We start from the raw sequence: 14,921 nt of genomic DNA on the forward strand, positions 1-14,921 counted from the left end.
CACGAAATGAGTTATAGTATCAGTAACTATTATTGAGTATCATAATACTACAACCTTGTGGAGATGTCAAGCAAAAAATGCATTTGGGCAACACGCCGTTTAGGTCTGACCCCAAGCGCCCGCAATTCCCCCTTTTAATTGATTGCGTGAACCTGACCCCGTTTCTCTCCATCCCTTAAATATTTTTCGTTCGCTTCTCTGACCTGTCCTATCAAACCCTGCGATTTTGCCATCGCTACAAACATCAAATCCCGCCAATAGATGGCAGTCACGAACCTGGAATCCAGACGCTGTTTGATATCTGCGAAATGGTCGGTAAAGCACTGGCGCCGAGAATGCTGAAAAACAGAGATAACTGATTTCTCTGATATCTGATTACAAATAGAGCTAATATCGGAATATAAGACATGCTTTTTGCTGGAGTTTCTTGGTTCAAAGCCAGTATCCGGATCTAAAAGAAGCAACTGGTCATCTGCCGTTGAAAAACCGGAGAAGTATTGGTTCCTTATACCATTGCTGAAAAATCCGCTTTCTTTTTTGTGAATACCTAGACTATAGTTGGCTGTTGTCCTACTAGGCAAAGATTCCAGGATAGAAATATCAAATTCCTGTTTACATCGAAGATATTCTTGCCGAATCTCCTTGCAAAAATCGATTACAGGTTGTCTTGCAGGGAATTTGGTTGGTAAAGTCTTCCCATCATTGCTTCTGTCATCAGGTGTCAGCATCAATACTATGTTCAGGATTGGAAGCTGTAATTCCTGTACAAGGAAGTCATGGTAATCCCACTTGAAGCTATCCTTGGAATCTCCTAAATACTGAAGCTTCATTTCTTTCCCCCCTTGTCCTGCCAATCACACTATTCTTCAAAATCGCCCAGTTCTTATCTGCGCGTGATTTGTTGGGATCTTGGCGAGCATTGACCGATGCAATGGCTGCAATATACTCTTCGGGGAGACTAATAGATTTCGCGCCCTGCAGGACGAATTCCTTATACCAGTCGTACGGCGAAAGGTTGTCTTCCACATACTCCGGATCGGCCAAATAAGTGAAGGTCTTGAATGTCTTGTCTCCAGAGCGGACAGTAATTGGATGCTCGATATATCCAGAGCCAACTCCCTCTGCTTTATCTAATTGAGGTTTTTCCGAAGGCAAAATTTCATATACCGCCCCAAAAACGAAATCCCCCGGATTACCTGTGAAGAAAGCAGTACACTTTCCGGATTTATCGGTACTCCTCTTATTGAAGCGAAGAGAGTGACCGATTAGCTTTGCGGTTGACTCGAACTCGCAGGAGGGACATCTCTTCCAAAGCCTTTCAAGGCACATGTTGGAACCGTAAGCGAAGTAGAGCATGAATATATATCTCCTATTCTCTCGAAATATAATGTGATATCCAGATGGACAGGAGCTTTATATCCTTCAATTCGGTTTTAATCTGTAACCCCTCCCACTACGGAAAATTCCCGTTTCCCAGATCGTCAGATCGACTTTCTCGCCAGGCCATTGAGTTCTTGCGGCAGAGAAGGATACTCTCCACTACCTGAGGACCAAGGACGCCGGACTACAGTCTGCCTTCCCTGTCAATCTGACCCCAAGTCCCCCCTTCATCCTGAACATACCAGAGATTTAAGATAACTTCGCGAGTGCTCAAAGTCTCCTTTCTTTTCAAATGCGCAGACCTGGCCCTTTTTTTCCCTCTGTTGCTTACCCTAAAATGTGGAATAGGTGACGCTGGACCAAGGATTCTCTTGATGAGAGGGGGCTTGTTAATAAATGTCCTCACTCCGGCCGAGGTCTCGAGATTTGTATTGGTGAGCTAATGTTTCTTTGAGTATTCTCGTATCAAATTAAAACCATTATCACCGATGAATCTGGAATACGTTAGAAATTTCCGTCCCTCTGTCCGTTTGGGAAGTGTGAAAGTCCGTGTCCCTTCGTTTTCGCCGCTTTTGTTGCGGGAAGCTAATCTAGCGAGAGTGCGTGAAGGAATGATGGCTATCTGATTATTAATTTCCGTATAAAAAATAAAAAACAAATCTGACCTTGGTGCAAATTTTAATCCAGCAAACGTGTAAGGATATTTCGCGTTCCTTGATCGAGCTTTTATCTGCACATCCACATAACAACCAGATTTCAGGCGAAGCACACAATCTATACCCGAGTCATCAACAAGCGTAAGATATACCTTAAACCTTCTGCGTAACAATTCAGCTACCGCCAAAAATTCTTGAACCTTCCCAAAGGTCAGACTGGTATTTGCCATTCTTCCTATCTTTGCGTAAAGAATACTATAATACTTTTCTCATTCTTGCTCAAAACCATGACTCTTGAACTTCAGGGCGCGGCAGTTTTCCGTAACAGTCCGGATGGTGTCATCGGGTACGCCGTCGGGAACATCGGCGTGTATTTCCAAATTCACTTCTACGTTGGAGCCGAGCAAACTAGTCAGATGCTGAACCACTTCCTCGGCGATTCGGCTGGCGTCCCGGCTTAGTCTGTTAGGATCGAGAGATGCTGAGCCATGAAACCGCCGATATTGTGGAGGTGGCTCGACAGTTGTGGTACCTGTAGAATCTCCTCCAGATTCGCCACCCGGTCCACTTTCGCCAAGCCTTTCACTCACTGTGGTAGTTGTTCGCGCTTCTGCCGATTCCGCCTCCATTTGAGCTGCCGCAACATCAGGCTTTACAATCAGACTCTGCCCATCGGGCAGAACACGAACACCAGGTCCGGTCTGAAGCCCAACATATCTCTTTCTTTGCTCGTCCCATCTCTCAGCGTAAGCGAATGTCTCCGACTGCCATGTTAACAGTGAGACTCCGTCGCGAATGGCCAAAAGTAGTACCTCATCATCTGCCAGACGTGGCAAGTAGAGATAAGTGGCAAAGTCCTCTGCCAGTTGTCTTACTCCCACATTATCCCCCCTCCAAAGGGGGACGCGGTCCAATTCGTGGCGGAGACGGGCACCACCCAACTGCACCATCAGCAGTTCGTCGTTCTTCAGTTTCTTTGAAGCCCGAACAGCTAAAGCCTCGTGGCCCTGCTGTCGAATTTCAAGCCATTCAAGTGAGCCCTTGGGGTCGGGCTGACTCGGTACCAGAAGCCACTGATATGCCTCAGGAATTCGGGCGTCCACTGTCTCGTCTGCGCCTCTCGACTTTGTTTCAGCTTGTCTAGTCTGAAATGAATCGAGGTTCAGGGTTTCTCGATCTTCCCAGATCGATTTCCAGGCTATATACTGCCGAACCGCTTGTTCCAGATCGCGAAGTCGACTGCTATCAGCTGCGAGAAAAACCAAAGTGTTTCGGTACGTTCGGGGACTGGTGCCGCGGGAATTGAGTACATCACTGCTCGTCTCAAGAGCAGGACTGGCCTTCTCTTTCGCTGTGTGCGGACGTTCCGGGCTCAATATCACAAGTCTGGTTTCTCGCTCATCAGGTATATCGCCACTCAAGGCACAAGCATGGACTTTTCCAAATTCTCCGCGCGATCTGGCGGCATTGCGAAGACGGCGGCTGATCTCATCGTATACATCATCATCGCGTACTTGAGTAGCACGGTCCTGCGCAAGCTTGGCGACTGTCGGTTGAGTAGAGTACCAGTATCTTCTTCCGTCGACGTAAAGATATGTTGCTCGGTCAGTGAGTCGCCTGAGAGCATCCCCGAAAATCGCCGCGCTCTCGCCTGCCTGCACGCATCCAAGCTTCACTTGCCGGTCATCAATACCCCGATTGGCGGCCCGCTGTACGGGAGCGGAACCCATGTAGATAGTTCGTGCGACGCGCCTGCAAGCTGAATAACGGCCAAGATTCGGATTTTCCCGATCAAGCGTAAGCGGTAGCGAAAGCTGCCCATCCACGTCTTTTTCTATAACCGGCACCCACTGATCCTCAAGGTAGCGAGTAAGTTCGAACTGGACTCGCGGATCCTCCACGGGCACATTTGCCGGCATAATCAGAAGATTATTATCCTGTCGTTCCCAGAGGGAATGTATGACAGCAGCCATGAGACGGAGGACTCCACGAGTACGCTGAAACTTGTCCAATGTAGACCAATCGTTATAGAGACGATCAAAAAGCTCTGGATGAATTGGATATGCCATCTTGATACGTCGCTCGTAGCTGGCTTCCCTGCATTCAGAGGGAAACTCTTGTTGCTGTCCGGCATACATGTCGACATAAGCGCGCGCGACCTGATCAAGATCAATGAACTTTGATGGTTCCGTTATCGGCTGGAATAACCGGCGACGCACTATCTCAAATCCCTCATCCGGACTCGCAGGGCGCCAGGAAGCTTCCACCCGGCCAATTGCATTCTTCAATCTTGTCAGGGCAATGCGCCCGCGCTCTCCACCAACTTCAATATCTGAAACGACTGCTCGACCATCACGTGGACTGGGGCTTTCGGATGCTGGAATACTTACGACCACGAGAGTCTGCTTGGCTGCCTTGGCGCTTTCCGTCAGGGCCTGAGCAAAGGTAAACTGTGTATCAAATGTTCCCGCCGGCAAGCCTCCATTGTCATGGAGTTGGCGCGCAAAGGCCACCCACTCATCTATGAGAATCAGGCACGGCGAATACTGATTAAAGAGTTCCCGAAGTGAGTCACCCGGATTTGTTGCTGTTTCATCTGCCTCTTTAACAATTCCATACGCCTCTTTCCCGCCGAGTTGCCAAGCGATTTCTCCCCACATAGTCCTGATCGTAGTTCCGTCAGGTTTCTTATGAGCTTTGCCTGGGGACAACCTTGTGCCCACAATGACGGCCCGGTGGATTTTACGGGGAATTTTGCTATCAATGTCCTTCAGCAGATCTTCAATACCGGCCAAATCCGCCGCCGAGACGCCAGAGAAAAGATGATAAAGCGCCAGCATTGAATGCGTCTTGCCGCCGCCGAAGTTTGTCTGTAATTCAACGACTGGATCGCCGCCTTTGCCTGTGAGACGCTGGACCGCCCGCGTCAGCAAGTGTTTCAATCCCTCTGTAAGAAAGGTACGCCGAAAAAATTCGGTCGGGTCTTTATACTCATCCGAACCTTCTTTCAGGTAAACCTGCCAGAGGTCTGCAGCAAATTCCGCCTGCTGATAACCACCCGATGCTACATCCGGATGTGGAGTCACAACTTCCCGCCATGGCTTCAAATTAGTTGCGGGACGACCTTCAACCGGCGCAACTGCCGCCCGGCGAGCATCATAGCGCCGCTGTTCCTCAAAACGGAGGCGTAGGAGTTCCATTTTCTGTTTTTCCAGCTTTGCCGCCTCAGGTGCGGAAACAGCATTCAGAAGACGCCCAATGGTATCGAGTGCGCGGTAAGCGTCATCGGTGCTGAATGCCTCCATGTGCGCCCACCTGTTCCGGATGTCTCTGACTTCGCTTATAAGGCTTCTCTCCGCATGTCCTAAGGTCTTTTTGAAAACATTATTCCAATGGTCCCACATCATGGTAAGAGTTATTTGCGGATCGTTCCGGTTTTGCTTTTTATCGCCGAAATACTGCGTCTCAATCTGTTCCCATTTCCCCTTATGAAAAACCTTCATTTCTCGTTCCACAAAAGGCGCAAGCCCCTTGTTGAGGAGTTCAAGTCCTTCACCAATCCGATCACGATTTGTCTTTGCCACTGTCTCGCTCCAAATTAATAGCGACTATCGATCATATCAGATGAGCTTACCTTGTTCAGTCGGTCTGGCTGTAGTCGCGAGTTTTACAATTTCCGGCCAGGCGACCACAAGGCCATTGTACGACAAAGCTTCCTTCGACCAACTATTCTTCTCGCAAATTTGGAACAGGCGGTAAGATAATTCTCTGGCTGCCTCGCCCGCACCACTACCGAGCTTGCTAAGGAGCTCGGCTGCGCCACTCTCACCGGATTTTTCGAGAGAATATATTAGATGTTGAGTTATCTCCCATACGGTCAAACGTTTATCCTTCGCAGGGTCCCAATCTTCTGGCAGTTCGTTCCGATCCAACAGCCGAACCTTTCCTCCACGGGAGAAAACCACCCCCGCCTCCACGAGCCCGTTCACGGCTGTGTTCTTTGCTTTCGAAAGAGTCTCTGCATCCCCGTAAAGACCCTCTTTCATTCCATGCTGTTCGAACCATGCGAGACACCATCGAGTATCCGTATCAAATTCTGCTTCTTGTTCGGAAAGCACTTCGTCAAGCGTTTGATTTATAAGGGAGAGTGCTGTTCGAACAGTCATCCTTCCTCTTGACTCTATAACTTTGGAATATTGAGAAAATATGGCCATGCCAGGTCCAATCGAGGCTTGAGCAAGGTCCACTGGTGCCACATTCCCCTGTTGGAGATGCTTGAGCGCCGATGGTAGTTTACGTTTAAGTTCATTAAGTAGCTCCCGGCGACTACAATGAGGAGCTTCGAGAGAGCGCTTCCTAGCGACAAGGACTATGGCCGAAGCCAATGCGTTGGCATCTTTCGCTACCGCTCGTGCTTTTTTTGTTGTCCGAACTGGCCAGGTTCCAGTAATTTGGAAACCTGCCTCAACAAGACCCTCAAGCATGGTCTCCCAACCAGTTGAAACACGGTTGCCTCCCTCCGGAGATTCACTACTTTCTTCCTCTTCCTCCTGCTTAAACGCGTAGTATATCGTGCAGGGGATTGACGGCTCAGCAGTCTGCAAAATTTCAGCAAATACATTTTGGAATCCATGCCGAAAGTGCTTTTCAGCAAGTTCTAATGAACCGTGACGTGTGGGAGAGGCGATAAGCTCAGGACCTTTAGGAGTTAAGAGAGTTGCAAATGTATGTGGATCTATACTCTTCAATATCCGCCGCAGCCAGACATAAAAGAAGTCAGCAAGGTCAGCATAGCTTATGTTGTCGTAGTAAGGAGGGTCGGTGGAAACTACAGGTGCGCTGCCAAAAGAAGGAGTTTCTTGCCGGGCATCGGCTTGTTTTACTCTAGCGGGATGAGCCTCGGTTGGAAGAGATTCAAGCGAAGAAGCAACCCATCCAGCCACAGCATCATAAGCCAGCTTTCCCTCAATGGGATTCGCCTCGCAAAAATCCCAAGCCATAGGAATCGCTTGACGTTGAAACAGGTGGCTCACGTTCTCATTTGTTGGGTTCCATGTCGTTAGATTACTATGGTAATCTGTCATTCGAGAGAGCGCGCATGCCAGGTAAAAGGTTACTGCCTCGGCGTAAGCAGTATTCCCTTTCGCGTGTTCCAGGATGTGTTTTCGAGCATCGAGAATTATGTCGCAAAGTATGTCAAGTGCAACCAGTTGCCTTGGAGTGAACAAATCACCAATATTCTCCATGCCATAGACAGGAGGTTGAAAATTCCGGTGTTTCTTCGGCATCTCACAATCAGGTCGCCACTTTGGAGATGCTTGCCTTGCGGCTGAAATATGCTGATCACTGGGCGCATGGTAGAATTTTCCTCGGTTACCCTCTGTAACAATTGCCATTAATCTGGTTCCCATATTTCCCTGCTTCGCTTGTTTGCGCACATAAGGAAATGGCATAGGATTCTTACTCAGAAGGCAGGTCGCGCCTTTGCGGGAAACGGTTCCTTTGACCTCGGGGACTATCCCATTGGCGATATCAAACTCGAAATTGTTTCCCTTTCGATTAACCTTCGGGAACACCCATACGTGTCGTTTTTTCCCGGCAAGTTTGAACGATCTAACCAAAGGAACCGCGGCGCCATTGCGCGATGGATCAGGACTTGGCACTGTCCTCGTCCAAAGCCAGGCAACTACAACATTGCCATCCGGCCCTTTGGGGTAGAGTTTCGACAATCGCTTCTGGGCTTCCTGGCAGACCCACTTCCCGTACCAGCGAATGTCATCAGCAAGGCCAGTAGCACCTTTCCAGACAGTGCTGTGAAGAAGATTTTGATCATTTTGCGGATGGACCGGCGGGCTTCCGGAAAAGGTTGATGGAAACTCAAGAAGTCCCCGCTGGATAGTGACTGCCACAGGATTCAGGTCACTGCTCGTGACTTTAAGGCCAAGTCGCTGAGCTTCAAGTGGAATACTTGCTCGTCCAGCAAACATATCCCAAAATTCGGGTGCCTTACCCTTGAACTGTTTGAGGATTATTTCTCTTGCCTTTTCTATAAGTTTCTCGTCAGTAGTTGCCTCCCAAGTTGCTAATTTAGCGACAAAATCAAGAAGCTCTCTACGTGCCCGTTGAGCTTCTTCGGTTTCAAGACCATTGCCAGGGTCATCAATGAGTTGGGCGAACAGGATAGCGCGTGATACGGAGAGCGGAGTCCGTGCCCACCAGTTGTGAATGGCCCGCGGGTGGCCTTTAAGAAATGGATTTTCCGTTTCCGGCTTTGATCCTTCATTGATTGCCGCAAGCGGTAGCGCTACTTCAATAAGCTTTTTCGAGAAAGTATCAGTCATTCGTTAATGCCTCCTCGGGCGCCCATAGTGGCGGCACTCCAGGCAAAACCATTTCATCTATATATGAACATACCGCTGAGGCGGCTCCTCTAGGGGATTTGCAGGGCAAGCCGCCCATGGCGCGAAGAATATTTCTAACGACTTCATCTTCATTGACTAAACGCGGGAACATCTCCAGATTTATGAATTTTTCCCAGTCTTCCCGTGTTTCGGTGTCATGATCTTGGAATAGAGGCAATTGCGGCGTATACCTTTCGGCTAAATAGCGTCCGCATATTGCTTCCCAAACTGAGACCAAAGGCGTCATATCTGTAGCTTCCAAATCCTGCAGCTTACCTATGGATTCACTTCTGATACAAAGTAATTCTGCAGAACGCAGAAATCGGCGGCGGCATTTCATGAAAAGAGAATAGAGAGCTTGGCCGGCCTGTTTTTGCTGGAGCCGCGCCAGTTCCTCAACAGTCATCAAAATTTCCTCTTTAACTCAGCAAACGACGCGCCCAGTTAACGAAAGCAATGGCAGCGGGACAATCATGAAGAAGATATTTCTTTGTTAAAGCTTCGCCCATACGAGTGCCGGGCTCTTCTTGCCAGGCTAGCCACGTATGGATTTCCGCTTTCGGCAAATATGTTGGTTTAAATAGCCTATGGTCGTCTGGTATTTCACTGACGTCATTCTTTGCCCGCGGCCAGAGGACATCTCCTTGCGGTATAAGATCCGCTACGAAATCCTCGACCTTTCCTCTTTCTCTGTTATCGGGCATTACCCAGATTCCTACTCTTTTATCTTCTGCGACATCAATAATTGTTCCCTCTCCTACGGGGGCAACCGGAGCTTGAATGAACGGATATTGATCAGCCACTATGTGTAGCACCTTTTGCCAATTCCTTTTACAGTCTTCATCCGCATCAATGATTATACCAAGGTTTTGAAGGTCAGTTGCCTGCAATTCCTCGCCCAATGTATCACAGAGGTTCGTAAATCCTTGTTTATCTTTATAGTCGAAAAGGTAGCCAAGATTATACTGAATAAGAAGATTTCTCACCACATGGCGATCATTTACACCTTCAAAAATCAGTCTGTTTGCCATTATCTTATCTCTATATTTTCACCCAGAACAGTATTCAGACGGTCTTCATCGAAAACAGCTGATCTGTATTCATCGTTCACAAACTCGACCCGATTTAAAACCCCGTCAATTGAAGTATCTTCCCGCGCAGCCGCATAAAACGCCTTTATGCATTCATAGCTATGGGAACTGGCAAATACCTGCACATTCAAGCGACGGGCAACTTTCAGAATATACTTCCAAAGAGATGGGAGTATGGAAAAATGAAGCCCATTTTCGATCTCATCCACCAGCAAAATTCCGTTCTGTGAATTCACTAGAGCCATTCCGATTCCAAAAAGTCGATTCATACCATCACCAAGGCTTCGCAATGGAACGGGGGTGGCCGATCTCTCCGTTTTAAGGCGGACAGTAGGATAACCTGAGGAATTTGTACTTAGCACTGCGAAATCGTCCACCTCTGGTGATATAATCCGCATTGAATCGATAACATCCCGCTCGAGTTCTGTAAGTACCACTTGCCGCCAGAGATTCTCCATCTCCCTCGGGGCGAGCCCATTTGGACCAACGAAGACTGAATTAATAGTCAGTTCCAACATTGAGCGGGGCTGGAGTTCCCATCGCCGAGCGTGAACTTCAAAGTCCTCGTCGAGCATCATCATCCGCTGCAAAGAACCAATTTTAACAATCAGGGCCGGAATATCTTCCTCGTAAAGGTCATGGAATTCTGTTGGTCCTTCTGCCGAAGAGACTGACTGTTCTGCAGCGGCTTTCTTGCGATGGACACGTGCAATAGTAATTCTAAGACTGCTATCCGGCGCATTAATTGGACCAATTTCAATCGTGGAATCAAATTGACCGATTTTTGGACGGTCGTGAAAGAGAGAACAGACCGATGGTTCTCCACCACCTCGAATTCCGCATTCGCCCTGAGGATACTCGATTGCTTCGTCATGCGCTTGTAATATCTCCCGGAGTATTCTCGGGGAGCCCAAATTGGCATAAAGCCAAAGAGCTTCAAGAATCGTTGACTTGCCGACATTGTTTTTCCCGACAAAAAGATTCACCTGTCCGAGGCGTTCCACGACCAGATGGTCAAACGTTCGAAACTGGCGGATTTCCAGATTTTCTAACTTTATAGGAGAAGCCATAGTTTTTTCCCCTTTTTATGTATATTATAAACTATCAGCGTACCTGCCCACGTCGAAGTAGTTCTTTTAGATTGTAGTTCACACTGGTTACGCCAAAATCTGGCTCTTTCTGAAATGGTTGACTGACATATACAGGCGCATTTGCCCTTGCTCCTTCAACTTCGACAATAGCAAGAAGGAAATCATCAGGCTTATTAAGGGCCGTCAGAATCTCGTTTTTGGAGATAGTGACTGTAGCTGCGCCGCTGGCGCGACCCTTTACTTCAATGAAAAGCAGTTTTCCAGTATCAGGTATTGCTGATTCCACGTCATATCCCAGATTCTGGTCGCTTACGTCGCGGGGATAGCGGCCAAGCTGGTGCTCTTTGGTGATTACTGCCTGCATCGCGATCTGTTCGATACGTGCCGTTTCTTTAGCGAATATAGCTGGCTGCGTGTCGATTTCGCCTTTCAGGCTCCGCAGGAGATTGATTGGGGCGATTAAAGCTCCACCAATTACGACCGGAGGCAATGGCGAAAGCCGCCGTTCCTGCTCCAAATCGTCCATGCGCTTCTTTAGCCGGGCCTCCAGTTCGTTAGCGCGCTCACGCGCCTTGCCGGAATTGATTCTCGAGTTTGACTTTCCGACATTTTCCTGGGCCTTCAACTCTTCGGCTCGATGGTCCCAGTAGTTGATTTCCTTCGTGAGGCGGTCTTTCACTGCGGCCATAGTTTTTGCAATTAGTTCCTCGCGAAACCGCTTCACTTCGCCAAGGTGCTTTTGAACGAGATGTTCTATGGCAAAGGAAACTGCTTTATCTTCCACGTTTTCCTTGAGCCAGGAATCAGCGATGTTTGATCTGAGCAGCCTTTGTTCTTCTTCAGTGGCGGGACGGTAATCAAGATAAGGCGCATAGCCGGCCATCCGGGTACGGCCGTGCGGCTGCATTTCGACAAACTGCAATTGGCGCGATGCAATGCGACGATTTCCCTGACGGTCTGAGCGGCCGTCCTGTATTGAATGTTCAATGTAAAAAAGAGCACGCACGTCTTCGTCGCCTGTTTCTTTCTCATCAACGAGAATCGAACCTCTACGCAACAGGTCGCGGTATCTTTCGAGGATGATATCTATTGTGGAATCCAGGAGCGGATGTCCCGGACAAACAAAGGCGGCCAGCGGCTTCCCGGGAACGCTTATCTCTTCCTTATGAAAGGTGATTCGTTCGTAACGGGTAAGAACAGGCGCCCCTGTTCCTATCTGCCGATCCCGGTTCCGAATGGTTGCGGGCACATGAGTGATCTCATATCGACGGGGCTCTCGTTCGCGAATTGTCCCGCCCAAAAGGCGAAAAGCTTCAATAAAGAAAGAGGCTATAAAATGAGGCTGCAATCGCCGAGCATCGGCTCGCTCCATGTCCTCTTTGATACGACGAACGGCCGCGGCATCCAGACATTCCCGCGACAACGCACAATCTGCCAACAACTGCTCTAGGCGGCTGCGGTCCACAACCTGGTCTACCACACGGAAGAGTTTCTCGCGCACTTCCGGCTGTTCACCATAGCGAATCGCCTCAATGAGAAGGTCCCGAAGCGGCTTGTCCTGAAAGAGCTTCCCAAGAACATCAAAAACTCTCCCCCCCAACGCCTTCCTCTGCTCATCTATTTTTTTTAGGAGTCGATGATAAACCTCACCCTCCCGTGTTTCCTCTGCAACCAGGTTCCACAGATGGCAAACCTCCGTCTGACCGATGCGGTGGATTCGACCAAAGCGCTGCTCAATTCGGTTTGGGTTCCATGGCAGGTCGTAATTAACCATCAGATGCGCCCTCTGCAGGTTTATTCCCTCACCTGCCGCATCTGTCGCTACCAGGATTTGCACATCCTTGTCCTGAGTAAATTTCTCTTGGGTATTCCTGCGTTCCTCACGGCCCATCCCACCGTGGATAGACACAATTGCTTCAGGACGACCCAGCAACCCCGCAAGGCGGTCTGATAGATAATTCAACGTGTCGCGATGTTCCGTAAAGAGGATGAGCTTACGCCTATATCCCTGGGCATCGAACATCTCCGAATTGTTCTGCAGAAGCCTGGAAAGTTCCTCCCATTTCTTATCTAACTGGCTTTTGCGCACTTTCAGCGCCAAATCCTCGAGATGCTTCAGAGTGGCAATTTCCGCTTCAAGTTCAGCAATGGTTCGAGCGGCGGACGCTTGATCAACAACCGCCTCCTCGGTAGTTTCAACCTCTGCGTCGGGAGCATCGTCGAGATCGTGAATATCGTCCTCGGTGATGTTTGGCAATTCCCGGGTCGTATCCAGAGGGAGCTCGGAACCGCGTTTTACAATCTTTTCTTCTCGCAAGCGTTTCTCTAACCTCTCTCGACGACGCCGTAGGGACTGAAGGATTGCCTCGGGAGAAGAAGCTAGTCGACGTTGAAGAATGGTCAAAGCAAAGCCAACAAGGTTTTTCCGGCGTCCTTCACCTTCTGCCGCCAAGCGGTCAGCACGATTCATTTCATCTCGGACATACTCTGTAACCGCGAAATAGAGCTTTGCTTCCAAGTCCGAGAGCTTATAAGAAACCGTATTCGCCCAACGCTCGGGAAAAAGAGGTTTGCCGTCAAATTTCAGAAGGCCCTCTTTAGTGACTCGGCGCATGAGGTCTGAAGCATTCGCTGAATGTACTCCATCACGAAACCTGCCTTCGAATCGATCCGCGTCCAGCAGCGCCATGAATAACTGGAAATCTTCTTCTTTACCATTATGCGGAGTCGCAGTCATGAGCAGGAAATGGCGAGACAGTCTTCCGAGGACACGACCGAGTTTGTACCGCTTCGTTTCTTTTATTTCACCACTGAAGAAGGACGCGTGCATCTTATGAGCTTCATCCACAACAATTACGTCCCAATCCGTCTGATTCAGTTTGGCGATAATGTCATCACTCCGGCTCATAAGATCGAGGCGGCTGACAACCAGATTCTTTTCTCCGTACGGATTGCCCGTGCGCGATGCTTCAATGGTAGCCCGATCGACGATCTCGAATGGCAGATGGAACTTCGAATCAAGTTCGTCCTGCCATTGTTCGGCAAGATTTCCAGGACAGCATATCAAACAGCGATGAAGGTCGCCCCGAATTATCAGTTCCTTGATGAGAAGTCCGGCCATAATGGTCTTGCCCGCGCCCGGATCATCTGCAAGAAGAAATCGGAGGGGTTGCCGGGGAAGCATAGCTTCGTATACGGCAGTTATCTGATGGGGCAATGGTTCAACAATGGATGTGTGTATGGCCAGAAGAGGGTCAAACAAGTGCGCCAGACTGATTCTGCGGGCTTCTGACGCAAGTCGAAAATGTGCGCCATCGCTGTCAAAGCTGAAAGGAGTACCTTGAGTGACTATTTCAAGAGATGATTCCTGATCCCGATATAGCAATTCGTTTGCCGGGCGTCCTGAAGCATCTTTATATGTCACCTCCACGACAGCAGAGCCGTGCCACTTCACATCAATTATAGTGACAAGGCCGTCCGGCAGGATTCCTTTGACCGATGCGCCTCTTTTTAGGTCTTCAAGCTTCGCCATGCTGTTCTTGGTCTATCCTGTGGCTATGGGAACGGGCCCAGGACGTAAAATAGAAAGAAGAACAGGCGGGATCGAGCTACAGAAACGTCCCATTGCTCCTATCTTCTCCCCAACAGCTCATTATTAAACCAGAAAAGGCAGCGGGAGTCAATAATTTAGACAGTCTGGAGACCGAAGACTGAGGGAGAAACTGGGATCAGACACATTTTACAGAATTGACAAACAAAGCCCCTCTTCCAATCCGTGAAAGCTTGTCTTCACCCGCCGAAGGTACCAAACCTCAGTTTCTTCAACTCCCTGCGAGCCCAAAACCCAATGTCTCAAGACCTCTCTGTTCCCTCCGTTTCCTCCTGTTCAAGAGTATCTTACTCGTCTTCCAATTCGTGATAATTCGTGAAAATCCGTGTTTCATTCAATCTGAGTAAATCCGCGGAATCCGCGGATAGGAAGAGTCTTTCTGTGGACTGTTGTCTGCTTTTCTAATCCGTGAAAACCCGTGGTTCCCATCATCTTCCGTCTTTAATGACATCTTTTTAACAACTATGTCGTTGACCGGGCGTCGCCAGTATGGTTCAATGACCTTGTCGACACCAGAAAGTTTGGCCGGTCTGGATAAGGCCGGCCGCCTGGCTGGTCGGCAACTGAACGCGGCCACGTTCTACGAACCAACAAAAGGAGCTGTAGCAAAAAAACGATCGACGCGGAACCTCGCGACCGGTCACGGGGAAGTCCAATCCGAAATGTACGCGACAGAATATCACCCGGAACCG

Annotated in this window: 9 protein-coding genes; all 9 read right to left on the reverse strand. The window is 49.1% G+C overall.

Translation table 11 applies throughout. The features are described 5' to 3' along the window. Window positions 1-134 precede the first annotated feature (134 nt). Window positions 135-830 carry a hypothetical protein gene (locus tag C4520_04170; GenBank protein RJP24366.1) on the reverse strand — a complete coding sequence of 232 codons (696 nt, stop codon included), beginning with the start codon at window positions 828-830 and terminating at the stop codon, window positions 135-137. Further along, window positions 796-1,356, reverse strand: a complete 561-nt coding sequence (locus C4520_04175) for a gamma-glutamylcyclotransferase (protein ID RJP24367.1) — start codon at window positions 1,354-1,356, stop codon at window positions 796-798. Before C4520_04175 ends, C4520_04170 begins: the two co-directional genes overlap by 35 nt. A 463-nt stretch (window positions 1,357-1,819) precedes the next feature. After that, window positions 1,820-2,266 carry a hypothetical protein gene (locus tag C4520_04180; protein ID RJP24368.1) on the reverse strand — a complete coding sequence of 149 codons (447 nt, stop codon included), beginning with the start codon at window positions 2,264-2,266 and terminating at the stop codon, window positions 1,820-1,822. Window positions 2,267-2,305: 39 nt separating this feature from the next. Next, window positions 2,306-5,620 (reverse strand): ATP-binding protein, encoded by a 3,315-nt coding sequence (locus tag C4520_04185; GenBank protein ID RJP24369.1) that lies wholly within the window; start codon window positions 5,618-5,620, stop codon window positions 2,306-2,308. Between the two features lie 36 nt (window positions 5,621-5,656). Beyond that, window positions 5,657-8,377, reverse strand: a complete 2,721-nt coding sequence (locus tag C4520_04190; protein ID RJP24370.1) for a DUF1156 domain-containing protein — start codon at window positions 8,375-8,377, stop codon at window positions 5,657-5,659. After that, window positions 8,370-8,843, reverse strand: a complete 474-nt coding sequence (locus C4520_04195; GenBank protein RJP24371.1) for a hypothetical protein — start codon at window positions 8,841-8,843, stop codon at window positions 8,370-8,372. Before C4520_04195 ends, C4520_04190 begins: the two co-directional genes overlap by 8 nt. Window positions 8,844-8,856: 13 nt before the next feature. Next, complete coding sequence (locus C4520_04200; GenBank protein RJP24372.1) at window positions 8,857-9,468, reverse strand: hypothetical protein; 612 nt, start codon at window positions 9,466-9,468, stop codon at window positions 8,857-8,859. After that, a complete protein-coding gene (locus C4520_04205; protein RJP24373.1) occupies window positions 9,468-10,598 on the reverse strand; it encodes a hypothetical protein in 1,131 nt (376 codons plus the stop codon). Before C4520_04205 ends, C4520_04200 begins: the two co-directional genes overlap by 1 nt. 34 nt (window positions 10,599-10,632) lie before the next feature. Continuing rightward, entirely contained in the window at window positions 10,633-14,151 is a 3,519-nt protein-coding gene (locus C4520_04210; protein ID RJP24374.1) for a DUF3883 domain-containing protein, read from the reverse strand. Window positions 14,152-14,921: the final 770 nt, after the last annotated feature.

Source organism: Candidatus Abyssobacteria bacterium SURF_5 (assembly GCA_003598085.1).
Classification (GTDB): Bacteria; Abyssobacteria; SURF-5; order SURF-5; family SURF-5; genus SURF-5.